At 71.8% G+C, this 22340-nt stretch carries 25 protein-coding genes and 1 pseudogene; 23 read left to right on the forward strand and 3 right to left on the reverse strand.

Going from position 1 to position 22340, the window contains the following annotated elements; translation table 11 throughout:
• Window positions 1–117 precede the first annotated feature (117 nt).
• From ACZ7J0_RS29960 to ACZ7J0_RS30005, 10 genes are all read left to right on the forward strand, one after another.
• On the forward strand, window positions 118–1011 hold the full coding sequence (locus ACZ7J0_RS29960) for a LysR family transcriptional regulator (RefSeq protein WP_470892590.1): 894 nt from the start codon (window positions 118–120) through the stop codon (window positions 1009–1011).
• Window positions 1012–1108: 97 nt separating this feature from the next.
• Window positions 1109–2317, forward strand: coding sequence for a putative Ig domain-containing protein (locus tag ACZ7J0_RS29965; RefSeq protein ID WP_470892592.1), 1209 nt, complete (start codon window positions 1109–1111; stop codon window positions 2315–2317).
• Window positions 2318–2421: 104 nt separating this feature from the next.
• Window positions 2422–2631: a hypothetical protein gene (locus ACZ7J0_RS29970; RefSeq protein WP_468714244.1), complete on the forward strand. Its 210-nt coding sequence runs from the start codon at window positions 2422–2424 to the stop codon at window positions 2629–2631.
• A gap of 26 nt (window positions 2632–2657) precedes the next feature.
• A complete protein-coding gene (locus ACZ7J0_RS29975; RefSeq protein ID WP_470892594.1) occupies window positions 2658–3449 on the forward strand; it encodes a DUF5984 family protein in 792 nt (263 codons plus the stop codon).
• Between the two features lie 139 nt (window positions 3450–3588).
• Window positions 3589–3897: a hypothetical protein gene (locus ACZ7J0_RS29980; RefSeq protein WP_470892596.1), complete on the forward strand. Its 309-nt coding sequence runs from the start codon at window positions 3589–3591 to the stop codon at window positions 3895–3897.
• Window positions 3898–3985: 88 nt separating this feature from the next.
• Window positions 3986–4867, forward strand: a complete 882-nt coding sequence (locus tag ACZ7J0_RS29985) for an oxygenase MpaB family protein (protein WP_470892598.1) — start codon at window positions 3986–3988, stop codon at window positions 4865–4867.
• 73 nt (window positions 4868–4940) lie between these two features.
• A complete protein-coding gene (locus ACZ7J0_RS29990; protein WP_470892600.1) occupies window positions 4941–5483 on the forward strand; it encodes a 2Fe-2S iron-sulfur cluster-binding protein in 543 nt (180 codons plus the stop codon).
• Complete coding sequence (locus tag ACZ7J0_RS29995; RefSeq protein WP_470892602.1) at window positions 5480–6484, forward strand: FAD binding domain-containing protein; 1005 nt, start codon at window positions 5480–5482, stop codon at window positions 6482–6484. The genes ACZ7J0_RS29990 and ACZ7J0_RS29995 overlap by 4 nt, the downstream gene beginning before the upstream one ends.
• Window positions 6481–8583 carry a xanthine dehydrogenase family protein molybdopterin-binding subunit gene (locus tag ACZ7J0_RS30000; protein WP_470892604.1) on the forward strand — a complete coding sequence of 701 codons (2103 nt, stop codon included), beginning with the start codon at window positions 6481–6483 and terminating at the stop codon, window positions 8581–8583. Before ACZ7J0_RS29995 ends, ACZ7J0_RS30000 begins: the two co-directional genes overlap by 4 nt.
• 126 nt (window positions 8584–8709) lie before the next feature.
• Window positions 8710–10341 carry a phospholipase D family protein gene (locus tag ACZ7J0_RS30005; protein WP_470892606.1) on the forward strand — a complete coding sequence of 544 codons (1632 nt, stop codon included), beginning with the start codon at window positions 8710–8712 and terminating at the stop codon, window positions 10339–10341.
• Between the two features lie 76 nt (window positions 10342–10417).
• On the opposite strand, the gene ACZ7J0_RS30010 is transcribed toward ACZ7J0_RS30005, so the two are convergent.
• Both ACZ7J0_RS30010 and ACZ7J0_RS30015 read right to left on the reverse strand, forming a co-directional pair.
• Window positions 10418–10717 carry a DUF1876 domain-containing protein gene (locus ACZ7J0_RS30010; RefSeq protein ID WP_470892608.1) on the reverse strand — a complete coding sequence of 100 codons (300 nt, stop codon included), beginning with the start codon at window positions 10715–10717 and terminating at the stop codon, window positions 10418–10420.
• 133 nt (window positions 10718–10850) lie between these two features.
• Window positions 10851–11834: a DUF3048 domain-containing protein gene (locus ACZ7J0_RS30015; protein WP_470892610.1), complete on the reverse strand. Its 984-nt coding sequence runs from the start codon at window positions 11832–11834 to the stop codon at window positions 10851–10853.
• A gap of 206 nt (window positions 11835–12040) precedes the next feature.
• Here ACZ7J0_RS30015 and ACZ7J0_RS30020 point away from each other — a divergent pair, with 206 nt between their 5' ends.
• The 13 genes and pseudogenes from ACZ7J0_RS30020 (at window position 12041) to ACZ7J0_RS30080 (ending at window position 18379) form a co-directional block, all read left to right on the forward strand.
• On the forward strand, window positions 12041–12358 hold the full coding sequence (locus ACZ7J0_RS30020) for a gas vesicle protein GvpO (protein ID WP_470892612.1): 318 nt from the start codon (window positions 12041–12043) through the stop codon (window positions 12356–12358).
• 57 nt (window positions 12359–12415) lie between these two features.
• Entirely contained in the window at window positions 12416–12844 is a 429-nt protein-coding gene (locus ACZ7J0_RS30025; RefSeq protein ID WP_470892614.1) for a gas vesicle structural protein GvpA, read from the forward strand.
• Window positions 12841–13557, forward strand: coding sequence for a GvpL/GvpF family gas vesicle protein (locus tag ACZ7J0_RS30030; RefSeq protein WP_470892616.1), 717 nt, complete (start codon window positions 12841–12843; stop codon window positions 13555–13557). Before ACZ7J0_RS30025 ends, ACZ7J0_RS30030 begins: the two co-directional genes overlap by 4 nt.
• Window positions 13558–13561: 4 nt before the next feature.
• Window positions 13562–13798 carry a gas vesicle protein GvpG gene (locus ACZ7J0_RS30035; protein WP_468714272.1) on the forward strand — a complete coding sequence of 79 codons (237 nt, stop codon included), beginning with the start codon at window positions 13562–13564 and terminating at the stop codon, window positions 13796–13798.
• Window positions 13795–14544, forward strand: coding sequence for a DNA primase (locus ACZ7J0_RS30040; RefSeq protein ID WP_470892618.1), 750 nt, complete (start codon window positions 13795–13797; stop codon window positions 14542–14544). Before ACZ7J0_RS30035 ends, ACZ7J0_RS30040 begins: the two co-directional genes overlap by 4 nt.
• Window positions 14537–15133: an SRPBCC family protein gene (locus tag ACZ7J0_RS30045; protein ID WP_470892620.1), complete on the forward strand. Its 597-nt coding sequence runs from the start codon at window positions 14537–14539 to the stop codon at window positions 15131–15133. Before ACZ7J0_RS30040 ends, ACZ7J0_RS30045 begins: the two co-directional genes overlap by 8 nt.
• Window positions 15130–15447 (forward strand): gas vesicle protein, encoded by a 318-nt coding sequence (locus ACZ7J0_RS30050; protein ID WP_470892622.1) that lies wholly within the window; start codon window positions 15130–15132, stop codon window positions 15445–15447. Before ACZ7J0_RS30045 ends, ACZ7J0_RS30050 begins: the two co-directional genes overlap by 4 nt.
• A complete protein-coding gene (locus ACZ7J0_RS30055) occupies window positions 15444–16259 on the forward strand; it encodes a GvpL/GvpF family gas vesicle protein (RefSeq protein ID WP_470892624.1) in 816 nt (271 codons plus the stop codon). The genes ACZ7J0_RS30050 and ACZ7J0_RS30055 overlap by 4 nt, the downstream gene beginning before the upstream one ends.
• Complete coding sequence (locus ACZ7J0_RS30060; RefSeq protein WP_470892626.1) at window positions 16256–16453, forward strand: gas vesicle protein; 198 nt, start codon at window positions 16256–16258, stop codon at window positions 16451–16453. Before ACZ7J0_RS30055 ends, ACZ7J0_RS30060 begins: the two co-directional genes overlap by 4 nt.
• Entirely contained in the window at window positions 16450–16731 is a 282-nt protein-coding gene (locus ACZ7J0_RS30065; protein WP_468714287.1) for a gas vesicle protein K, read from the forward strand. The genes ACZ7J0_RS30060 and ACZ7J0_RS30065 overlap by 4 nt, the downstream gene beginning before the upstream one ends.
• Window positions 16732–16864: 133 nt before the next feature.
• Window positions 16865–17182, forward strand: coding sequence for a hypothetical protein (locus ACZ7J0_RS30070; RefSeq protein WP_470892628.1), 318 nt, complete (start codon window positions 16865–16867; stop codon window positions 17180–17182).
• Window positions 17179–17451: pseudogene (locus tag ACZ7J0_RS30075) on the forward strand (NAD(P)H-dependent oxidoreductase); the annotation flags it as partial. The gene ACZ7J0_RS30070 and the pseudogene ACZ7J0_RS30075, both read left to right, overlap by 4 nt.
• A gap of 211 nt (window positions 17452–17662) precedes the next feature.
• On the forward strand, window positions 17663–18379 hold the full coding sequence (locus ACZ7J0_RS30080) for a flavodoxin family protein (protein WP_470892630.1): 717 nt from the start codon (window positions 17663–17665) through the stop codon (window positions 18377–18379).
• Window positions 18380–18709: 330 nt separating this feature from the next.
• Here the strand turns inward: ACZ7J0_RS30080 and ACZ7J0_RS30085 are convergent, their stop codons facing one another.
• Complete coding sequence (locus ACZ7J0_RS30085; protein ID WP_470892632.1) at window positions 18710–22264, reverse strand: DNRLRE domain-containing protein; 3555 nt, start codon at window positions 22262–22264, stop codon at window positions 18710–18712.
• Window positions 22265–22340: the final 76 nt, after the last annotated feature.

Here is a 22340-nt window from a genome sequence, read left to right on the forward strand (position 1 = left end):
CCATGCAGACGCGGTATGGAGTGCTGCCTATCCGGTGCACCACCCCGTTGAACGTTCGATCATTTGCGCGCTCGAATGCCCCTTACACCCTCAGGGCGCAGCGGCTACCGTCCGCTCATGTCCCCCACACTGCAGCAGCTGCGCCACCTCGTCGCCGTCGCGGACTGCCGCTCCATCACGGCCGCGGCGTCCTCCGTCTACATCGCCCAGCCCGCCCTGTCCCGGTCCATCCAGGCGCTGGAGAGGGATCTCGGCGTGGAGCTCCTGGACCGCAGGGGCCGGGGCTCGACCCTCACCCCCGAGGGCGCCCGTGTCGTACGCCTGGCCCGTACGGTCCTCGACGCGGTGGAGAAGATCGAGGACATCGGCGCGGCGCACGTGGGTAGTTCGCGCACGGCTCTGACGGTGGCCGTCACTCCCACGCTGTCGCTCGATCTGGCGGCCGAGCTCGTGCCGGCCTTCACCGAACGCCACCCCGGTACCGAGGTGCGTCTGTTGCAGCACGACAGCCGCGAAGCGCTCGTGCGGGCCCTGACCGACGGGGCCGCGGAGCTGGGTCTTGTGGATCTGCCGGTGGACAAGGAACTGTCCGCCCACCATCTCCAGGACCGTGAGGTCGTCCTGATCTCCCCGCACGGCTCCGGGCTGCCGGACCCGCTGCCGTACCGGCATCTGAGCGGCCTGCCCATGGTGCTGCCGAACCCGGGGACCGGCCGACGCACCGAGCTGGAGGCGATGTTCGGGCGGCTCGGCGTGCGCCCGGTGGCTGCCGTGGAGGTGAACGAACGTCTGGCCTGGGTGACCAGCGTGTCGGAGGGACGCGGTTCGCTGATCTGGTACCGGGACATGGTGTTACGCGTCTTCGGCCACCGGGTCGAGGTCCGCTCCTTCACGCCGCCGCTGCTGCGCTCCGTCGGCATCGTGCACCGGCGCCGCCCGCTCAGCCGCGCGGCGCGGGCCTTCCTCTCGCATGCTCAGCACAACGCCCCCGTGTGGGAGTCCGTCCGGTGACACGGCCGGGCCGTCATACCGTGCGGGCATCGGGTGATGCCCAGAAGGTGTGCGGTGCACGCTTGGTCCTTCGCGCGCGCACCGTCACATTGTGCGCATGTCTCGATTCCTGATCCGAGGGCCCGGCGCCCGGGCCGTACGCCGCGAAGCCCGTACGGCTACGGCCGCGGCGGCCCTGACCGCCGTGCTGACGGCCATCGTTCTGACGGTGGCGCCGGCGACTGCCCTGGAGAGTCCGTCGGCGGCGTCGGCCGAGCGCGCCTGCACCCTGCCGTCCGGTCTGGCCGAGCTGAGCGGCCTGGCCATGAGCACCAAGCACACCGGTGTCCTCTACGCCGTCAACGACAGCGGGAACACCAATCAGGTGTTCGCCGTCGACTGCAACGGCGCCACCGGCGTGCTCAAGGCGACGTTCACCCTCAGCGGGGCCACGAACACCGACTGGGAGGGGCTGACCCTCGGCAGGGACGGGCAGGGCCGGTCCGTGATCCAGGTCGGTGACATCGGCGACAACTTCAGCGGCCGCGCCGAACTCACCGTCTACGGCTTCCCCGAGCCCGACCAGCTCGTGAGCGCGTCGGTCACGCCCTCCTCCACACGCTTCGCCTACTCCGACGGACGGCACGACGCCGAGTCCCTCCTCGCGGACCCGAAGACGGGCCAGCTGTACGTCGCCAGCAAGCTGATCGGCGCGGCCGGGCAGCTCTACAGGGCGCCGGCCCAGCCCCAGCCCGGCCAGGTGAACACCCTCACCCCCGTCCGTCCGGGACCGGTCTTCGCCACCGACGGCGCCTTCTCGCCCACCGGCGCGTCCTACGCGCTGCGCAGCGGCGGCCCGCTCGGCGCCAACACCGCCTACGTGTACGACACGGCGGGCACGAAACTCGCCGAGGTGCCGCTGCCGTCCCAGCCCCAGGGCGAGACCCTCACGTACGCCAACTGCTCGACGCTGCTCGTGGGTTCGGAGAACGACACACAGCTGTGGCGCGTGCCGCTGCCGCCGGAGGCGGCCCCGGGCTGCGGGACGACCCCACCGCCGGGCGGGGACCTGAAGGTGACCAACCCCGGCGGCCAGACGTGCAAGTTCAACCAGAGCTGCACGATCCAGCTCACCGCGACCGGCGGCAAGGCTCCCCTCAAGTACAGCGCCACCGGCCTTCCCTTCGGCCTCTCCATCGACAGCGCCACCGGAAAGATCACCGGCAAGCCCTGGCAGACCGGAACCCTCCAGATCACCGCGACGGCCACAGACTCCACCGGAGCCACCGCCAGCACCACCTTCCCCCTCACCATCAACTGGTTCTGACGGGGCTGGCCTCGGCCCCGGCGCCGGCGGACCCGTACACTCGTGATCCGCTGCGGCTCCGCGTGCACGGGTCGTCTGCCTGCCGTCCAGGGAAGGACCCGTTCGTGAACGCGCCACCGGCCGATGCGCCGATCTACGCCCAGCTCATACGGGAACGCGGTGACGTACCCACCGACGTTCGCAGGACCGCCGAGGAAACCCTGCGGGACGTGGAGCGCGTGCTCAACTGGGGCCCGGGGCTCGCGTCCGGGAGTTACCCGCAGGAGAACTTCGGCCGGCAGCAGCCGACCCGCCCCCAGCTGGGCCCGGCGTAGCCCGGGCCCTGCCCGAGCGCTGAGCCGTGACCCCCACCGCGCCGCCCTCGATCCGCTTCCGCTTCGGGCTGACCCCGTTGGAGCGGCTCGGACCGTGGGACGGAGACCGACCCCTGCCGCACTGGTTCGCGCTGACCGACGGCTGGTACTGCCTCGACCTCGGCGGTCATGAGGTGCTGCGTTACGCGGAGAGCACCGTCCGGGCGCTGCGGGGCGGCGCCGAGGGCCCGTCCCACCCGTACGTCGACTACTACGTCGTCCGCCTGTGGGAGGACGTGCTCGCGCTGGTGTCGGACGCGATGGAACCGGTGCCCCCGGATCTGGCGGAGCCGGCGCTGGACACCTCGGAATGGGGGTGGGTGGACACGCCGGAGGCCGACGCGGCGTCGAACTGGCGCGGTGCGGGCTACCTCTACACGGATTATCTGCGCGTCGCGCCGTCCGTCCGGTGCCTGCGCACCGTCACCGGCGAGGACGACATGACGACGTTCTTCTGGGAGCAGCGGACGGACCCGGAGGGTGTGATCGAGTTCGCCGCGCCGCCCACGGGCAGGGTCACCCTGCCGACGAGCGAGTTCCTCGCGGCGGTGACCGCCTTCGACCGGGACCTGTTCGCCGCGATGGAGCGGCGCATCGACGAGCTGGGCGCGGCCGCCCCGCCGGGCAGCGAAACCCATCTGGAGGAGCTGCGGTGGCAGCACCGGGACCGGGCGACCTGGCTGCGGCGGGCGCGGGAGCGCGATCCGGGCACGGACTGGGACACGGTACGGAGGGGTGTACGCGCACTCCTCACAGCCAGGCCCTCGCAGGAGGGCTGAGGCCGGGGGCCGCGGCGCCCGGTAATCGGGGCGGGGTCCGCGGCGCCCCCGCCCGGCCCCTCCGGCAGGTCGCGGCAGCAGCCCCCGGCGGAGTCGCCGCCCCGGGCATGACCCCGGACCGGCGGGGAACCCTCGGCGCATGGCACGGAGGAAGCGCTACGCGGTCGCCGCGTCCGGGCAGTGGGTCGACGAGGAGCAAGGGCGTCGCCGGCTTCCGGCCGGGGAGGCGCACGCCTGGGAGCCGGGGATGAACCAGACCGTGTGCGGGCTGGCCCTCAGCCGCTCGGAGCTCGGCCGGTTCCCCCACGTCATCTGGCCGGACATCCTCCCGGACTCGGGCGGCGCGGCGGACCGGGTGCGGCGGGTGTGCCCCCGCTGCGCCTCGGTCGCGGGGCGCCGGGGCAGCGATGCGCGCGCCCCCTGGCAGCGGATCGATCCCCGTCCGTGAGGCGTACGAGGGCGGGTCCGATGGCGGGAAGGCATACCGGGCCGCCGGAAGAGGGATGATCAGGCACCCGAAGCGGGATGATTAAAGGATGAACCTCTCCGCGCCTCGGGTGTCCGACCTGCGGGAGCGACTCGGCACCAGCCTGTTCACCCGGGTCGCCGGTCCCACCGGGCCGGAGAACCGCGCCCGGATCCACGGCACACCGGGACCCCGCTGGTTCGGCCCCGAGCGGCCCATCCGTACCGTCCACGGCGACGCCGCGATGTTCATCGGCGGACTGACCGCGCTGCTGCTGCAGTCCCTGCACCCGCTGGCCATGGCGGCCGTGGCGGCGCACTCCGGCTATCGCGGTGACCCCTGGGGGCGGCTCCAGCGCACCAGTACCTTCCTCGCCACGACCACCTACGGGACCGCGGACGACGCGCAGCGGGCCGTCGACCGCGTACGGGCCGTCCACGAGCGCGTCCGAGGCACCACCGCCGCCGGCGAGCCCTACCACGCCGCCGATCCCCATCTCCTCGGCTGGGTCCACGTCGCCGAGGTCGACAGCTTCCTGCGCGCGCATCAGCGCTACGGCGCCCATCCGCTCGATCCCGCCGGCTGCGACGCGTACATCGCGGACGCGGCCAGGGTGGCCGCCGCGCTCGGGGTCGTCGACCCGCCGCGCGACCGGGCGGCCCTCGCGACGCGGATCGCGGCCTACCGGCCCGAACTCCGTGCGACGCAGGAGGCCAGGGAGGCGGCGCGTTTCATCCTCCTCCACCCGCCGCTGCCGCTCCTGGCCCGAGCGCCCTACGCCGTCCTCGCCGCGAACGCCGTCTCCACGCTGCCGAGGTGGGCCAGGACCCCCCTTCGGCTGCCGTACGTCCCCGGCGTCGAGGAGACCTGCGTCCGGCTGACCGGGCACGCGCTGACCCACACCATCCGGTGGGCGCTGACTCCTCCCCCGCCGACCCGGGACAGCTCCTGAAACCGCGCGAAGTGGCACCTTTTGATAGGAATGGGGACGAAGCGATGTCTCCGGACCGGAAAGGTGCGACCGCGTGGAGCCCACCCGCCAGCAGGAGAGCGCGCACAGCTCCGTCCTCACCCTTCACGTCAACGGGGCTCCGCGCACGCTGACGCTCGACCACCGCACCACCGTCCTGGACGCCCTGCGCGAGCACCTCGACCTCACCGGCGCCAAGAAGGGGTGCGACCACGGTCAGTGCGGTGCGTGCACGGTGCTCGTGGACGGCCGGCGCGCCAACAGTTGTCTGCTGCTCGCCGCCGCGCACGACGGGGCGCGGATCACCACCGTGGAAGGCCTCGCAGACGGTGAGCGGCTCCATCCGGTACAGGAGGCGTTCGTCGCGCGGGACGCCCTGCAGTGCGGCTACTGCACTCCGGGCCAGATCTGTTCGGCCGTCGGCATGCTGGCCGAAGCCTCCGCCGGCCACCCCTCCCATGCGACAGCGCACCAGCACACCTCCGACGGTCCGGCGGAGCTGACGCCCGACGAGATCCGCGAACGCATGAGCGGCAACATCTGCCGCTGCGGCGCCTATCCGAACATCGTGGCCGCGATCGAGGAGGTGGCGCCGTGAAACCCTTCGCGTACGTCCGCGCCGAAAGCGCCGAGGACGCGGTCGGCGCCTGCGCCGCTCGTCCCGGCGCCCAGTTCCTGGCCGGCGGCACCAATCTCGTCGACCTCATGAAACTCGGCGTCGCCGCACCGGAGGTGCTCATCGACGTCAGCCGTCTGCCGCTGAACGAGATCGAGGAGACCCCCGAGGGCGGTCTGCGGATCGGCGCGACCGTACGCAACAGCGACCTGGCGGCCCACCCGGTGGTGCGGAACCGCTACGCCGCCCTGTCGCAGGCCCTGCTCTCGGGCGCCTCGGGGCAGCTGCGCAACACCGCGACCACGGGCGGGAACCTGCTCCAGCGCACCCGCTGCGGCTACTTCCAGGACACCTCGAAGCCCTGCAACAAGCGTGTACCGGGCAGCGGTTGCCCCGCCCGCGAGGGCGTCCACCGCGATCTCGCGGTGCTCGGCCACTCCCCGCACTGCGTCGCCACCCACCCCTCGGACATGGCCGTCGCGCTGGCCGCCCTCGACGCCACGGTCGACCTGCTCGGCGCGGACGGGCCGCGCGGCGTCCCGGTCACGGACTTCCACCGGCTGCCCGGCGACCGCCCCGACCAGGACACGGTCATCCGTACGGGCGAGCTGATCACCGGTGTGACGCTCCCGCCCGCCGCGCCCGGAGCGCAGGGCTACCGCAAGGCCCGTGACCGTGCCTCGTACGCCTTCGCGCTCGCTTCCGTGGCCGCCGTGCTCCAGGTCGACGACGGTGTGGTCCGGGACGCGGCGCTCGCCTTCGGCGGGCTCGCCCACCGGCCGTGGCGGGCCCGTGCGGCGGAGGAGGTGCTGCGAGGAGCGCCCGCCACGGAGGAGACCTTCGCCCGGGCGGCCGACGCCGAGCTCGCCGCGGCCGAGCCGCTGCGCGACAACGGCTTCAAGGTGCCGCTCGCGCGCAACCTCACCATCAGCGTGCTGGCCGAGCTGGCTTCGCGTACCCGAGGACGTGAGACCCCGTCATGACGGATGCACAGACCCCGCTGGGTACCCCCGCCGTCCGCCGCGAGGCACGGGACAAGGTCACCGGCGCCGCGCGCTACGCGGCCGAGCACACCCCGCCGGGCTGCGCCCACGCCTGGCCCGTTCCCGCCACCGTCGCCCGCGGACGGGTCACCGCCGTGCACGCCGAGGAGGTGCTGGCGCGGCCCGGCGTCCTCGCGGTGCTCAGTCACGACAACGCCCCCCGTCTCAAGGAACCGGACGATCCGACGCTCGCGCTCCTCCAGAACGACCGCGTCCCGCACCGCGGCTGGTACGTCGCCCTGGTCGTCGCCGACACACCGGAGAACGCCTGTGCCGCCGCCGACGCCCTGCGGGTGGAGTACGCGAGCGAGCGGCACGACGTCGAGCTGACCGGCGACCATCCGGGGCTCTACACACCGGAGGAGGCGAACGGCGGCCATCCCGCCGTCCGTGAACGCGGCGATTTCGACGCGGCCTACGAAGGGGCCGCCGCCCGGGTCGACGCCACCTACACCCTGAGCGCGCTGCACAACCATCCGATGGAGCCGCACGCCTCGACCGCCCGGTGGGACGACGGGCACCTGACGGTGCACGACTCGAGCCAGGGCGCCGGTACCGTACGCGACACCCTCGCCCAGATCTTCGGGCTGAACAGGGAACAGATCACGGTCGTCTCGGAACACGTCGGCGGCGGATTCGGCTCCAAGGGCACCCCCCGCCCGCAGGTCGTACTGGCGGCCATGGCCGCGCGGCAGACCGGCCGGCCGGTCAAGCTGGCCCTGCCCCGCCGTCAGCTGGCGGCGGTCGTCGGCCATCGCTCCCCCACCGTGCAGCGCGTCCGGCTGGGCGCGGGCGCCGACGGCGTCATCAGCGCGCTCGCCCATGAGGTCGTCACCCAGACCTCCACGGTCAGGGAGTTCGTCGAGCAGGCGGCGGTTCCGGCCCGCACCATGTACGTCTCCCCGCACAGCCGCACCAGCCACCGGGTGGCCGCGCTGGACGTGCCCACTCCGTCGTGGATGCGCGCTCCGGGTGAGGCGTCCGGGATGTACGCGCTGGAGTCGGCGATGGACGAACTCGCCGTCGCCGCCGGGGTGGACCCGGTGGAACTGCGGCTGCGCAACGAGCCGGACACCGAGCCCGACAGCGGCCGTGCCTTCAGCAGCAGGCACCTCGCCGAGTGTCTCCGGGACGGGGCGCGGCGCTTCGGCTGGGAGCGGCGCGACCCGAGGCCCGGCGTCCGACGCGAAGGGGACCTGCTGGTGGGCACCGGCGTGGCCTGTGCCACCTATCCCGTCCTCATCAGCCCGTCGAGCGCCCGCGCCCATGCCCTGCCCGACGGCACCTGTGTGATCCAGATCAATGCCACCGACATCGGCACGGGGGCCAGGACCGTGCTCGCCCAGATCGCCGCCGACGTCCTGAACGCGCCCCTGGAGTCGGTCCGCGTGGAGATCGGCAGCACCGAACTGCCCGACGCCCCGCTGGCCGGCGGCTCGTCGGGCACGGCGTCGTGGGGCTGGTCCGTGCACAAGGCCTGTACGGCGCTGGCCGGGCGCCTTCGTGCGCAGTCCGGTCCCCTGCCGGCGGAGGGGCTGTTCGCGGTGGCGGACACCGAGGAGGAGACGGGCGAGGAACCGCCGTACGCGCGGCACGCGTTCGGCGCGCACTTCGCGGAGGTCCAGGTCGACACCGTGACGGGCGAGGTACGCGTACGCCGCCTCCTCGGCGTCTTCGCGGCCGGCCGCATCCTCAATCCTCGTACGGCGCGTTCCCAGTTCATCGGCGGCATGGTCATGGGCATCGGCATGGCACTGACGGAGGGCAGCACCATGGACCTCGCCTTCGGAGACTACGCGGAACACGATCTGGCGTCCTACCACGTGCCCGCCTGCGCGGATGTGCCCGCCGTCGAGGCGCACTGGCTCCACGAGGACGATCCGCACCTGAACCCGATGGGCAGCAAGGGCATCGGCGAGATCGGCATCGTCGGCACGGCGGCGGCCGTCGCCAACGCCGTTCACCACGCGGTGGGGGTCCGGCTGCGGGACCTGCCGCTGACGCCGGACAAGCTGCTGCCGCGCCTGCCGACGCGCTGATGCCGCCGCGTCGGTGCCGGCGAGCGGGACGCGGCAGGTCCGGTGGACGAGCCTCTTCGGATGAGCGCGCGCGCAGCGGGTACTCGCGAGGGTGGCAAGTGACGTGCGGGCGGAAGGACGCGTGCTGTGGAACTCACCGACTGGCTGCTGACCTCCCGGCAGCGCGGAAATCCCGCGACCCGCCTGGACAGCCGTCGGCCCGGCGGGACGGCCTGGTCGAACGGCAATCACGTACGGCCGCTCGTCCACGGCGCGACCTACTTCGCGGAACTGCTCGCCGCGGTGCGCGCCCAGCGCGCCGGTGACCTGCTGCTCTTCACCGACTGGCGCGGCGATCCCGACGAACGGCTGGACGGCCGGGGCAGCGAGGTGGGGACCGTGCTGTGCGAGGCGGCCGCACGAGGAGTGATCGTCAAGGGGCTGGTGTGGCGCTCCCACCTCGACCGCTTCCAGTTCAGCGAGTCCGAGAACCGCCACCTCGGCGAGGAGATCGAAGCGGCGGGCGGCGAGTGCCTGCTCGACATGCGGGTCCGCCCCGGCGGCTCCCATCACCAGAAGTTCGTGGTCCTGCGGCACCCGGACCGCCCCGAGCGTGACATCGCCTTCGTCGGCGGCACCGACCTCTGCCACAACCGCCGCGACGACGCCACGCACCGCGGTGACGCGCAGTCGCAGCAGATCACCGAGGAGTACGGGCCGCATCCTCCGTGGCACGACATTCAGCTGGCGATCCGCGGACCGGCCGTCGGCGACATCGAAGCGGGCTTCCGCGAACGCTGGGACGACCCGGCTCCGCTCAGTCGCAGCCCGGTCACCCGGCTGCGGGAGCTCATCCACCGGGAGGACACGCGCGCGAACCCGCTGCCGCCCCAGCTGCCGGACCCCGCGCCGGCCGGCACGCACACCGTGCAGGTGCTGCGCACGTACCCCAACCGGCTGCTGGAGGGCTACGACTTCGCGCCCGACGGCGAGCGCAGCATCGCCCGCAGCTATCTGAAGGCACTGCGGCGGGCCAGGTCGCTCATCTACCTCGAGGACCAGTACCTGTGGTCCCCGCACGTCGTCGGCTACTTCGCCGAGGCCCTGGCCGCCCACCCGCGGCTGCGTCTCATCGCGGTGATCCCCTCGCTGCCCGAGCAGAGCGGCCGGCTGACGCTGCCGATGAACCTGGTCGGCCGGATGTCGGCCCTCGACAGGCTGCGCGCGGCGGGCGGGGACCGCGTCGCCGTGTACGGGCTGGAGAACCACGCAGGAACACCGGTGTACGTCCACGCCAAGGTCTGCGTGATCGACGACGTGTGGGTGTCGGTCGGCTCGGACAACATCAACCTCCGCTCATGGACGCACGATTCGGAGCTGAACTGCGCCGTACTGGACGAGAGCGTGGATCCGCGCCCGCCGCTCGACCCGGGCGGACTGGGGGACGGCGCGCGCCGCTTCGCCCGGGACCTGCGGCTCGAGCTCTCGCGCGAGCACCTGGACCTCGCCCCGGCGCCGGCCCCCGGGTCCCCCGCCCCGCCGGCGCCGGACGACCTGTGCGACCCGGTGGCCGCCTTCGACGCCTTCGCGGCGGCGGCCGCGGCGCTGGACGCCTGGCACGACCGCGGCCGGTCCGGGCCGCGCCCCCCGGGCCGTCTGCGCACCTACCGTCCGCCCGAGGTGTCCCGCGCGGCGAAGACACTGTCCACACCGCTCTACCGCCTGCTCGTGGACCCGGACGGCCGGCCCCTGCGGCTGCGGCGTCACAACGCCTTCTGAGGCACGCCGGCGCGCCGGCGGATGGCGCCTCCCCCGCCGGGGAGAGGCGCGCGCCGTGCTGTCGCCGCGGGCCCGGTCAGGTCAGCGCCTCCGGCCAGCCGTATCCGGGGCCCGTGTGCGTGGGTACGGTCGCCGCGCCCACGGCTTCCAGGTCGCGGTCGGCGACCCGCATCAGCTGTCCGGCGAGATCCCGCATGGCCCTGCTCGCGGCCAATTCGTCGCCGATCGCCGGTACGTCCACGTCCGTCGGGCTGCAGCGCGCGGCGCCCCGGCCCTTGAGCGTGGCCGTGCCCGTCTCGAGGACCGCCTCCGCCTTCGTCCGGCCGTCCTCCTCGACGAGTTTCAGGCCGACCGTCCACTCCACCGTCCGTGTCATGGCCTGCCTCCTTGCCCATGTTCCCGGCCGTACCCTGCCGCGTCCGCGGTGCGGCCTGTGCCTGCTACCAGGATCCTCCCGGGCCCGCCCGGCCGCACACCAGCGAGGGCCCGTCTCCACGAACCCGGTGTGATCACTTGGCGGTGAGAAGGACCCAGACCTGACCGCGCGCGAAGTTCATGGGCCTGCCGTCGGGCGTGGTGAAGGAGGTGCCACGCTCCGCGGTGCCCCGGCTCCAGCGGGCGTCGTGGCTTCTGCCGTCGCGCAGCACGAGCGCCGTGCCGGAGCCGACGGTCTCGGTGAACGGCGACACGCTGCCCCAGCGGTCGTGGAATTTCGAGGCGTGGACGTCGACCTTCTGGATCACCACGGTCGGGGTCCCCATCCGTCCGCCGTCCGTCGTCCGCGCGGCCTTGCCGTCCATGCTGACCAGCCACCGCTTCTCGGAGGCCGACCAGGTGAAGGAGAAGCGGGCCGCCGGGAACCGCACGGTGTACTCGTTGAGCCGTTCGCCGCCCGCCGGCGCGGCGCCGAAGCGGAACCCGATGTCCCGGGCCTTGTCCGCCTTCGGCGCGGCGGCCAGGGCCGCCCCCGGGCGCACGTAGAGGTTGTGCGGGGCGGCGCGGGCGGAGTCCCGGAAGAAGGCCCGGGGCGCGTCGTCGGGCAGCAGGGGGAACAGTGGGGCCGCGTCGATGAGCGGTTTCAGTGCCGACTGCGAGCCGGAGTAGGCGAGGGCCGGGCGGCCGAACTGCCGTAGCAGCTCCATGTCCGACTCGCGCGCGCTGCGCACCGGGCCGACCTTCGGCGGCAGCCGGGACGAGAAGACCGCGAGTATCCGGCTCTGCCCGCCTTCGACCTGTTCGACGTAGATGATGTCCGCCGCGCCGAGGCCCGTGTGCGGCCGCGCCGGTGCCACATTGTCGATCTTGACGGCGAGGACGCGGCCGTCGCGGGCGGGAAGTCCGGTGAAGGGGGACGTCCCGCTCGGCGAGGTGGCGGTGGGCCGTCTCGTCTCCTCGTCGGACGACGAGCAACCGAAGAGAGCGGCGGCCAGCGCTCCACAGGCCGCGGCGGCGACGATCGCGCCGGCCGGATTCGTCTTGCGCCTCACAACCATCGGCCTGCACCTCGCCTCCAGTGGAACACGAAAGCGGGGAGGGGGACAGCCATGCCTTCGCACTGGTGTCCACATCGCTTCTCGGGGGTCCGCGGAACGCTCCTCGGGCGGCGCAGGACGTCAACTGCGGGACGTCCGCGACGGCACCCGCCCCGGGCCACGGGTTTACCCGGCCGAGTTGCGGCAAGCCGAACCCCGAGGCAGACATGGGAAACACATCAGAGAACACCCAGAAGAGCAAGCAGTCAGAGGAAGCGTCGGACCAACTACCGGGATCCATCGAGGTGTTGCGCGCGGCACGCGCCCAACTCCAGGAACTCACCGGCATGGAGGCCGAGTCGGTGTCGTCCTTCGAACGGACGGACGGCGGATGGGCCTTGCACATCGAGGTCCTCGAACTCGCCCGAGTCCCGGACACCATGAGTCTTCTCGCTTCGTACGAGGTCGAGGTCGACCCGCACGGCGAGCTCACCGGCTACCGGCGCATCCGCCGCTATGAGCGCGGCAGGGCGGACCGCTCCTAGGAGCGCCGTTCCCGCCCTGTTCGTCCGCGCCCGCAATCATGAGGGAGGCACCAGGCAATGACCGTTGTCCCGGCACAGCAAGGCGGTGGCGGCTCCGGCGGCACCAGCGGCCTGTACGACGTCCTTGAACTCGTCCTCGACCGTGGAATCGTGATCGACGCGTTCGTCCGCGTCTCCCTGGTCGGTATCGAGATCCTCAAGATCGACGTCCGGGTCGTCGTCGCCAGCGTCGACACCTATCTGCGCTTCGCCGAGGCCTGCAACCGCCTCGACCTGGAGGCAGGTCCCCGTAAGAGCCCCGGACTGCCCGACCTGGTGGGCGAGATCACCGAGTCCGGAGCACGAGGCAAGTCCAAGGGCGCGCTCAGCGGCGCCGCCCAGACCATCTCCGACGCGTTCAGCCAGGCACGTGACGAGGCGCAGCCCGAGTCCAAGTCGCGCAGCCGCAGCACCTCGTCGCGCCGTAGCAAGGAGGAGCAGGAGTGAGTACGTACGTCTACGGGATCGCCCGGGCCACGCATCCGCACCTGCCCGAGAAGCTGGGCGGGGTCGGCGAACCGCCGCAGGCCGTACGCGTCCTGGAACAGGGCAAGCTCGTCGCGCTGGTCAGCGACGCGCCCGAGGATCTGAAGCCGAAACGGCGCGACCTTCTCGCGCACCAGAACGTGCTGGCGGCCGCGGGCGCGGACGGCACGGTCCTGCCCATGCGGTTCGGCGGGATATCGCCGGACGACGACGCGGTGGTGGCCGTCCTCGCCGAGCGCGAGGACCACTACCTGGAGCGGCTCGACGCGCTCGACGGCAAGGTCGAGTACAACGTGAAAGCCACGCACAACGAGGAAGCCATCCTCCACAAGGTCCTGACCGACGATCCCGAGCTCCGGGCCCTCAGTGAGGCGAACCGGGCCGCGGGCGGTGGGACGCACGAGCAGAAGATCGCCCTCGGCGAGCGCGTGGTGGCGGCCGTGAAGCAGCGCGAGGCGCGGGACGCGGAGCTGATCCAGCAGGCCCTGGAGGGCTCGGCCACGGACATCTGCCCCGGACCTCAGAGCGCCGGCTGGGTCGCGAACGTCTCGTTCCTGGTGGACCGGGACAAGACCGCCTCGTTCGTCAACACCTTCGACCGTTTCGCGCAGGAGCAGCCCCACCTCGTCCTTCAGGCGAACGGGCCGCTTCCTCCGTACAGCTTCGTGGAGTGAGCCGATGGGCCTGCTGACAGAACTGCTGCTCCTGCCGGCGGCCCCCGTGCGCGGCACCGCCTGGGTGCTGCGGCAGGTGGTGGCGGAGGCCGAGCGGCAGTACTACGACCCCGCCACCGTTCAGCGCGAACTCTCCCGCCTCGCGGCGCGGCTGGACGCGGGAGAGATCGACGAAGCGGAATTCGACCGCCAGGAGGACGAGTTGCTCGCCCGGCTGGAGAACGGAGCGCGGCTCCAATGAACGATCCCCGCTGGGGCATGGGGCTCGCGTTCGGTGCGGGCTACGCCCTCGGCCGTACGAGGAAGGCCCGGCTGGTCTTCGCGATCGGGGCCGCGGTGGTGGGCGTGAAGCTGCGGCTCGGGCCCCGCGCCATCGCCGAGTACACAGCGAGCCGGCTGCGGGAGCACCCGGAGATCAAGGAGATCGGCGAGCAGCTCCGGGAGGACCTGCGGGGAGTCGGCGGCGCGGCGGTCCGTACTCTGGCCGACCGGCAGGTGCACTGGCTGGCCGACCACCTCCAGACGCGCGCGCTGGCCGTGCGCGACCGGACCGCGGACATGCTCTCGGCTCCGTCCCGTTCCCCGGCCGATGACGAGGCCGACGCCGAAGGAGAGGGCGAGGGGGAAGACGAGGACGGGCCGTCGTCCGGCGGCGGGAACGGGCCCCGGCGGACTGCCGCGAGGACCGAGCCCGCGAAGAAGACGACGAGGAAGGCGCCGGCCCGGAAGGCCGCCGCCGGGAAGGCGACGGCCGGGTCGCCGAAGGGTAGGGCGCCGAAGGCGGGTGGGGCGCCGGCGAAGAAGCAGACCGCCAGGAAACAGCCCGCGAGGAATCAGCCCGCCAAGAAGACGGGGGTGAAGACCGCCGCGCGGAAGGCGCCGGCCAAGAAGACGGCCGCGAGGCGCACGACGACCGCCGGGCGGAGTGCGCCGAGGCAGAGCCCGGCCCGGAAGTCCGACGCGAAGGGAGGTCACGGCGATGAGTGAGGCCACCGAGCGGCTCAAGGCCGAGTTCCACGGATACCTCGCCGCCCAGGCCGAGCGGCTCCTCGTCCGCGCCGGTCGCGCGCTGGGGCGCTCCACGGTGGTGCTCAGGGACATCGCCGACGGCCGCAGCACCGGCTTCGCCCAGCTCGCCCTGGAGAGCGGCCGGAAGATCACCCAGGGCAAGGGCCTGGTCCGCGGAGCCGTCGAGATCGGCGCCTCCCGTCTCAAGGAGAGAGTCATCACGTACGACGCCAGTCCGACCGTCGTCATCGAATCCGTCGACGTGCCAGTTTCCTCGCGTTTCGCGTACGACCGGTGGGCGGAGCTGCACGGCAAGGGCGACGCCACCGCAGGCGACGGTGACGGGCCGGAGTACCGGATCGCACGGTCGGCCGGGGACGAAGCGGCGTGCGCCGTCACCTTCCACGCGATGGCCGACGACCTCACGCGGGTGCTGCTGGTCGCCGAGTACCCCTCGAAGAACCTGACGGCAAGGACGGCCGGCCTCTGGCGGACTCATGCCCGCCGGGCCCGTCGCGACCTGCGGGAGTTCGCCCGCGACCTGTCGATCGAGCGGAGCAGCCGATGACCAGCCCTGCCGGCCGGCTTCCGAGCCCGTACGCCTCCGAAGGCAGCAGCGCCAATCTCGCCGACATCCTCGAGCGTGTCCTGGACAAGGGCATCGTCATCGCCGGTGACATCCGCATCAACCTTCTCGACATCGAGCTGCTGACCATCAAGCTGCGTCTCGTCGTCGCCTCGGTCGACCGCGCGAAGGAGATGGGCATCGACTGGTGGGAGAGCGACCCGGCCCTCTCCTCCGGTGCGCGCCACCGCGAACTGGCCAAGGAGAACGAGGAGTTGCAACGGCGTATCGCGGAACTGGAGGAGCGGACCGCATGACCGAATCCGACCGACTGCGCTATGTGTACGCCGTCAGCCGGCCGTTCGACGGCGTGCTGCCCGACGGCGCGCAGGGCATCGGCGGCGAACCGCCGCGTCTGGTGCGCCACCACGACCTGGTCGCCGTCGTGAGCCCCGTACCGGCCGCCGACTTCGACGAGGCCCCGCTGCGCGCGCGGCTGGAGGACCTCGACTGGCTCGCCGCCACGGCCCGTGCCCACGACGCGGTGATCGCCGCACTCTCCACCGTCACGTCCCCGCTCCCCCTGCGCCTGGCGACGATCTGCCGGGACGACAGCGGGCTGCGGCGCCTGCTGGAGGACGGGTACGACCGTTTCGTCGCGGCCCTCGATCGGCTTGACGGCCGGGTCGAGTGGGGTGTCAAGGTGTACGCGCCACCGGTGGAACCGGCGCCGGCGCCCCAGCCCGCCGCCGCCGGCGCCTCCGGTGGCGGCCGCGACTATCTGCGCCGCAGGCTCAACGACCGCCGCAGCCGCGACAGCGACTGGGAGCGCGTGAGCACGCTGTGCCGACAGCTGCACGACGAACTCTCCGCCTACGCCGAGGCCGCCACTCTGCACCGCCCGCAGGACGCCCGGCTTTCGGGCGTCGACGCGGTGAACGTCCTCAACGGCGCCTATCTGGTCGACCGGCAGCGCGGCGAGGGTTTCGTCCAGCTGGTCGAGAAGACCTCGCTGCCCGGGGTGCGGGTGGAGCTGACGGGGCCATGGGCGCCGTACTCCTTCACCGGTGCCTTCACGGAGGACGCCGGTGCGGGCGTCGAGGGCGGCGCCCCGGGAGCGGTCCGATGACCGCCGCGCCGCACGCTCTGGCCGAGCGGCGCGTCGCCCTCGTCGACCTCCTGGACCGACTTCTGGCGGGTGGTGTCGTCATCACCGGCGACCTGACCCTTTCCATCGCCGACGTCGACCTCGTCCGCGTGGACCTCAAGGCGCTGATCAGCTCGGTGAGTACGAATCTGCCCTCCCCCTGGGAGGGACGATGACGGGCGGCGAGCCCCGGCGCCGCGTCGAACTCGACCCGGACACCGTCGAACGCGACCTCGCCCGGCTGGTCCTGACCGTCGTCGAACTGCTGCGCCAACTGATGGAACGCCAGGCCCTGCGCCGCGTCGAGGACGGACAGCTCACCGAGGACCAGGAGGAGCGGATCGGCCTCACGCTGATGCTGCTGGAGGACCGCATGGAAGTCCTCCGCTCACGCTTCGGCCTCGAGCCGGAGGACCTCAACCTGGACCTCGGCCCCCTGGGCCCGCTGCTGTGAAGCCGCCTGCCGCGCGCCGGTGACCGCGCCCTGTTCGACGGCGCGGCCGGGATTGTCTAACGGCTCGGTGACGGTGGGGTTGCAGAACGGGTGCTCCGCACTCCCCCGCGCGCGGACGGCCGTTGAACCGTGCATGGCGGCAATCGAACCCCCCATCCCGACGCCCGGCGCCTCCCTGCTCGGCGCGTACTGGCTGAACTCTCCGCTGCACGCCGCGGACAAGTGCGTGTGGTGTGTCCAACTGGGTCAGGCCGGCCCCGGCGCCCCGCGGGACGCCGTGTCGGTCGGGGCGGAAGCGCCGCGGCGTCCCGGGTGGCCGAGGGCCGGCTCGGTGCCGGAGGGGGCCCTCGCCTCGGCGGCGGAACGGCTGGCCGACCCGGCGCGGACGGTGATGCTGTCCATGGCGGTGTGCACGGTGCTGTCGGCGATGCTCGTGGTGACCCTGATGTGAGTCGGCCGCCTGTTCGTGCGGCCGGCCCCTCATACAACTGCACGCTCAAGCGCTCGCCGGAGACCAGCAACACCGAGGGTCTGATCGACAGGAGCCGCCGTGTGATGGAGAGGAACGGTGTCACGACCGAGCTGGTCAGGGCCGTCGACCATGACATCGCGACGGGCGTGTGGCCGGACACGACCGAGCACGGCTGGGAGTCCGACGCCTGGCCCCGGCTCTACGAGCAGGTCATGGCCTCCGACATCCTGGTGCTGTGCGGGCCCATCTGAGTCGGGGATACATGTCATCGGTACGGGGCCATGCGGGTGATCGGGCGGCCGACTCCGCGACCGTGGGCGCGGCGACCAGTCCTTCCACCCGACGAGGCGAGACAGTAGACCGGATCTTCGGCCGGACCAAGCGGGGGCGTTGTCGACGTCGGCAGCCGGGTGTGCTCGACCGGCTGACCACCCAGCTCGTCCGCAAGGGGACACATCGATGACCGACTCCGGCACTTCCTACACGGACCTTCGCGCCTTGGTGATCAACTGCACGCTCAAGCGTTCTCCGGAGCGGAGCCATACTCAGGGGCTGGTCGATATCAGCACCGGGATCATGGAGCGCCAGGGCGTGCAGGTCGAGGTGCTCAGGGCGGTGGACATCGACATCGCCACCGGTGTCTGGCCGGACATGACGGAGCACGGGTGGGAGACGGACGAGTGGCCAGTCATCTACTCGAAGGTGATGGCCGCCGACATCCTGACCCTAGCGGGGCCTGTGTGGTTGGGAGACAACTCCTCTGTCATGAAGAAGATCATCGAGCGGTTGTACGCGTGCTCCTCGATCCTCAACGAACGTGGTCAGTACGCCTATTACGGACGTGTGGGCGGCTGCCTGATCACGGGGAACGAGGACGGGGCGAAGCACTGCGCGATGAACGTGCTCTACAGCCTCCAGCACCTCGGATACGTCATTCCGCCGCAGGCGGACGCGGGCTGGGTCGGCGAGGCCGGCCCGGGCCCGTCGTACCTCGACCCCGGCTCCGGCGGGCCGGACAACGACTTCACGAACCGCAACGCGACCTTCATGACCTGGAATCAGCTCCACCTGGCGAGGATGCTCAAGGACACCGGTGGCATCCCCGCCCACGGAAACCAGCGCTCCGAGTGGGACGCCGGCTGCCGCTTCGACTTCGAGAACCCCGAGCACCGCTGAACGGTCGGTCGAGGCACCGCCAGACGCCTTGTTGACCAGCGAACCGCCGGTGGCGGTGCGCCAGCTGGCTGCCGTCATTGAGGTCGCACGCCCACAGTTCGACCACACCGGAGCCGGCGTGGCCCCCAACGGGGTTGGCGTGGGCACCAAGGACGCGCAGGGTGCCGTCGGTGTTGATGGGTGATCGCCCGGTTCCTCCGGACCGGCTTGGGGGCCCTCGGCCGAGTCGGGGCCGGGACCTGGGCCGGCGCGGGGATCAGGACTCCCGTCGACGACACGGCGGGGCCCGGCCGACCGGCCGGGCCCCGCCGTGGTGGCTCAGGTGTCACGTCACCCGATGGCGAGCTTGTTCTTCCAGCCCACGCCGTCGCTGTTGCCGACGATCTCGACGCCGGCGTGCGACATCTCCCCGCGCGTGCCCGCGTAGAAGCGGACCGCTCCGTCCACGCGCAGCGTCCAGATGTCCGGGATGCCGTCGCCGTTGGCGTCCGGGGTGCCGTAGAACAGCCGGATGTTGCTGCGTCCCCAGCCCGAGGCGCCGTACTGGGCGTCCACCCCGGTCGCGGAGTTGGCGGCGGACGCCAGGGACATGATGTCCACCCCGCTGCCGTCGGCGTCCTTCTTGCCGGTACGGAGCAGCAGGCGGCCCGACACGTCGGTGCGGTAGATCATGTCGGTCACCCCGTCTCCGGTGATGTCCTGGACGGTGACTATGTCACGCTCCAGCCAGGGCGAACCGGCCAGCTGGACGGCCGTCTCGATGCTGGCGCCGTTGTAGCCGACAAGGGCCCACAGCGCGTCCCCGACCTTCAGGAAGAAGTCCGTCTTGCCGTCGCCCGTGGCGTCTCCCGCGGAGACGACCTGGGTGATGGTGTCCGGCGCCGGCGCGTTGGGCGGCAGCAGGATCTCCTGCCGCTTGTCGACGTTCACGCCGCCGTAGCCGTCGCCCGGGTACACCCACAGCCTGCCCTCACGGCGCACGACGAGGTCCTGGAGGCCGTCCCCGCCGTAGATGTCGCCGAGGTGGGTGATCAGCGTGTTCTTCCAGTAGCCGGACGGTGCCGAGACGTACTGCGGGAGCCCGTCGTCGCCGTTCGGGTCCTTGGCGGGGTTGCCGCGGTAGGAACCCGACATCGAGTAGTCCAGGTCGCCGGTGCCCTTCAGCAGGTCGGTCGTCGCCTCCGACGGGTAGAGCCGCAGGTTGCCGTTGCCGTCCACGACCATCAGGTCGGGCAGCTTGTCGCCGGTGAAGTCACCGGGGTGGTCCGCCTGGTCCCGAGGGGTCACGTAGAAGAGGTACTTCGTCGGCTGCGACGGGTTGCCCGCGTCGTCGACCGCTCGTACGTACAGCACGTTCGGCCCCGCGAGCGGCGGCTTCACGTTGCTCACGGTGGTCGTCGTGGAGACGGGCGCGCCGTTCGTCCGGTTCACCGAGAACGGGTACGACGCCTGGTTGAAGCCGTACTCGAACCTCACCACGTCCGTCTGGGCCGCCTTGAAGGTGAAGGAGCCGGCCGTGCCGAACTTCACCGTGCTCCACTTGGAGTCCTCGGAGTCGTTCTCGAAGCCGTTGTCCTTGGCGTCGGCGTCCGGGAACTGCGCCGAGCTCGCGGTTGGCGACGACGGCTTCGAGTTGTCGAAGACGAAGCGGCAGGGAGTCTTGCTGGGCGAGTACGACGAGGTCGCGCCGAACTTGTCGACGGCCTTGGCTCGCCACGAGTAGGTGGTCCCGTTCTTCAGCCCGCTGGTGGAGAAGGGGTCGGTGTGGACCTTCGCCGAGCCGGTCTGGCTGCCGACAGACACCTTGCCTTTGCTGCCGAGCAGGTTGGTGGTGGAGCCGCCGGTCGGCCAGAGCTCGAAGTGGAGCGACTGGAGGTTGCTGTCCTTGTCGGTGCTGTTCGCCCAGAGGGTGATCGAGGACGCGCCCACGTTGAGGTACGGGGACGTGGTGTCGCAGCGCACCTCGTTCGGGTCGAGGACCAGGCTGGTCGGGGTCGTCGGCGGACGGTTGTACGACAGGTCGACGAACGGGTCCTGGCCGCCGTTGGCCTGGAACTTCTTCCAGGAGTACTGCGAGCCCTCGTCGGAGGCCTTGAATCCGACGGTCATCGTCTTCCAGCCGCCGTCGACGGCCTTCTTCGCCGAGGACTTGACGTCGAACGCGACCCATTCGTCTGGGCAGGAGGAGGACTTCCAGCCGTGCGCGAAGCTGCCGCCACCGATTTTGTTGCCGCTGTTCATGGACGGCGCGTTCTTCCAGTTCGTCTTCGAACTGATCGTGCCGGTCAGATGCACGGTCATGCTGCGCGCGCTGCACGACCACGAATACGTCTCCAGGGCGCGCAGCTTGGCGCTGTGCACCGTGGACCCCTTCAGGTCCGGGTCCCAGTCGATGCTGAAGAAGGACCGCGAGGTGCCCCAGGTGTCGGACTCATACCCGACACGGGCCTCGTGCGTGCCGCCCTTGTTGAAGTTCTTGCCGTTGTAGAAGCTCGCGTTCGGGTGGCGGCTGTAGGCCGTCGTCCAATCGTTGGTGTGCTTCTTGATCGACGGGTCGACGAAGACCGGGTACACGGTGCCGGGGTCGTTCAGGAAGTCCTGGTCCGGGGTCATCACCCAGTCCGAGCCCTCCAGGTCCGTCCCGACCAGCGTGCCCTTGGAGTCGGGCTGGGGGCCGTTCACCCCGGGCAGCGAGAGCGTCGCCGCCGCGCCTGTCTGGGACGGCTCGGGCGTCGGCTCCGCGGGGACGGGCGGCGCGGACCCCTCGATCTCACCGATCACGGAGGGGTCGGCGGCCTCGTCGGTCGCCTCCGGCAGCACCTCGTTGAACGTGTCGCCCTGGTCGCCGTCGTTCATGCCGTCCGTCGGCTCGGCGGAGGCGGTCGGCGACTCCTCGGGCTCACCGGACGGGACGGGCGACTCGGAGGGGATGACCTCGGGGGCGGTGGGCGAGGCGCTGGTGCCGCCCCCGCCGTCGGTGGACGTGGGCGTGCCCGAGCTGTCCCACATCAGCGGCGTGGGGGACTCGGCGATGTCCTGGCCACCGGTGTCGGTGGCGGTGACGATGCCCGTGGTCGGGTCCAGTTTGAAGCCGAGGTCCGGCGAGGACAGTCCGTACGCGAGCCGTGCGACGCGCGGGTCGGCCGCGGCCTGACGGTTCTTCACCACTAGGAGCTGGGCGAAGCCTCCGTCGTCGGCGGTGAGGACGAGGTCGGCGCCGGGCAGGATCTCCGGATAGAGCGCCCTGGAGCCGTCGATGATCGGGGTGGGCACGGCGTCGGGCCAGGCCAGCACGATCTGGTGGCCGTTGACCGTGAGGGTGGCGAGGACGTTGCCGGTGGCCGTGGCCGCCAGGGGGGCGCCTGCCACCGTGCCTGGCAGCAGCGAGACGCGCTGCGCGCCGAACCGGGACGCACGCCCGTCCCCCGTGCCTTGCGCGCCCGTGCCCCGGGTGGTCTTGGCGGGTCCGCGCTCGCCCGTCGAGCCCGCGGAGAAGAGGACGCCCACGTTGGTGGCCTTGGTCGACCAGCCGGCGTCGACCCGCTTCAGATCGGTGTCGATGGCCTTCCAGACCCCGTCGACCTTGGCACGGATCGGGCTGGCGTGGATCCGCCGCTGCATCAGGCCGTCCGGCCGTGCCCACGTGGTCGAGTACGCCGTGCGCATCGCGGTGGCCTCCACGGCCTTGCCGGTCGTGCGGGCCAGCGTGCCGGCATCGGATTCGCTCAGGGGAGCGCTGTTCCTGGTGCGCGGGGCCGCGTCACCACGACGGTCCTCTGGACCGCTGTCGAGACCGACGTACGTGAGGCCCGTGGCCACCACGACGGCGGCCGCCACGGCCGCGACCGGTCGACGCCCGGGCACGCGGCGCCATCTGCTCGTCATGAGCGAGGTTCCTTCCCCCTCGAGAACCGGCGTACGGCAGACGGCCGACCGGGCTCCTGCTGGCTGGTCACGCGGG

This window comes from Streptomyces sp. NPDC038280, assembly GCF_055600045.1.

Bases quoted from the DNA above. Each gene is read 5' to 3' on its own strand.
- ACZ7J0_RS30070 (WP_470892628.1), top strand. From the start codon at position 16,865: ATGGCGGCAATCGAACCCCCCATCCCGACGCCCGGCGCCTCCCTGCTC.
- ACZ7J0_RS29985 (WP_470892598.1), top strand. From the start codon at position 3,986: ATGAACCTCTCCGCGCCTCGGGTGTCCGACCTGCGGGAGCGACTCGGC.
- ACZ7J0_RS30080 (WP_470892630.1), top strand. From the start codon at position 17,663: ATGACCGACTCCGGCACTTCCTACACGGACCTTCGCGCCTTGGTGATC.
- ACZ7J0_RS30045 (WP_470892620.1), top strand. From the start codon at position 14,537: ATGAGTGAGGCCACCGAGCGGCTCAAGGCCGAGTTCCACGGATACCTC.
- ACZ7J0_RS29980 (WP_470892596.1), top strand. From the start codon at position 3,589: ATGGCACGGAGGAAGCGCTACGCGGTCGCCGCGTCCGGGCAGTGGGTC.
- ACZ7J0_RS30055 (WP_470892624.1), top strand. From the start codon at position 15,444: ATGACCGAATCCGACCGACTGCGCTATGTGTACGCCGTCAGCCGGCCG.
- ACZ7J0_RS30000 (WP_470892604.1), top strand. From the start codon at position 6,481: ATGACGGATGCACAGACCCCGCTGGGTACCCCCGCCGTCCGCCGCGAG.
- ACZ7J0_RS30050 (WP_470892622.1), top strand. From the start codon at position 15,130: ATGACCAGCCCTGCCGGCCGGCTTCCGAGCCCGTACGCCTCCGAAGGC.
- ACZ7J0_RS30010 (WP_470892608.1), bottom strand. From the start codon at position 10,717: ATGACACGGACGGTGGAGTGGACGGTCGGCCTGAAACTCGTCGAGGAG.
- ACZ7J0_RS29960 (WP_470892590.1), top strand. From the start codon at position 118: ATGTCCCCCACACTGCAGCAGCTGCGCCACCTCGTCGCCGTCGCGGAC.
- ACZ7J0_RS30020 (WP_470892612.1), top strand. From the start codon at position 12,041: ATGGGAAACACATCAGAGAACACCCAGAAGAGCAAGCAGTCAGAGGAA.
- ACZ7J0_RS30035 (WP_468714272.1), top strand. From the start codon at position 13,562: ATGGGCCTGCTGACAGAACTGCTGCTCCTGCCGGCGGCCCCCGTGCGC.
- ACZ7J0_RS29965 (WP_470892592.1), top strand. From the start codon at position 1,109: ATGTCTCGATTCCTGATCCGAGGGCCCGGCGCCCGGGCCGTACGCCGC.
- ACZ7J0_RS30085 (WP_470892632.1), bottom strand. From the start codon at position 22,264: ATGACGAGCAGATGGCGCCGCGTGCCCGGGCGTCGACCGGTCGCGGCC.
- ACZ7J0_RS30040 (WP_470892618.1), top strand. From the start codon at position 13,795: ATGAACGATCCCCGCTGGGGCATGGGGCTCGCGTTCGGTGCGGGCTAC.
- ACZ7J0_RS30015 (WP_470892610.1), bottom strand. From the start codon at position 11,834: ATGGTTGTGAGGCGCAAGACGAATCCGGCCGGCGCGATCGTCGCCGCC.
- ACZ7J0_RS30060 (WP_470892626.1), top strand. From the start codon at position 16,256: ATGACCGCCGCGCCGCACGCTCTGGCCGAGCGGCGCGTCGCCCTCGTC.
- ACZ7J0_RS30065 (WP_468714287.1), top strand. From the start codon at position 16,450: ATGACGGGCGGCGAGCCCCGGCGCCGCGTCGAACTCGACCCGGACACC.
- ACZ7J0_RS30025 (WP_470892614.1), top strand. From the start codon at position 12,416: ATGACCGTTGTCCCGGCACAGCAAGGCGGTGGCGGCTCCGGCGGCACC.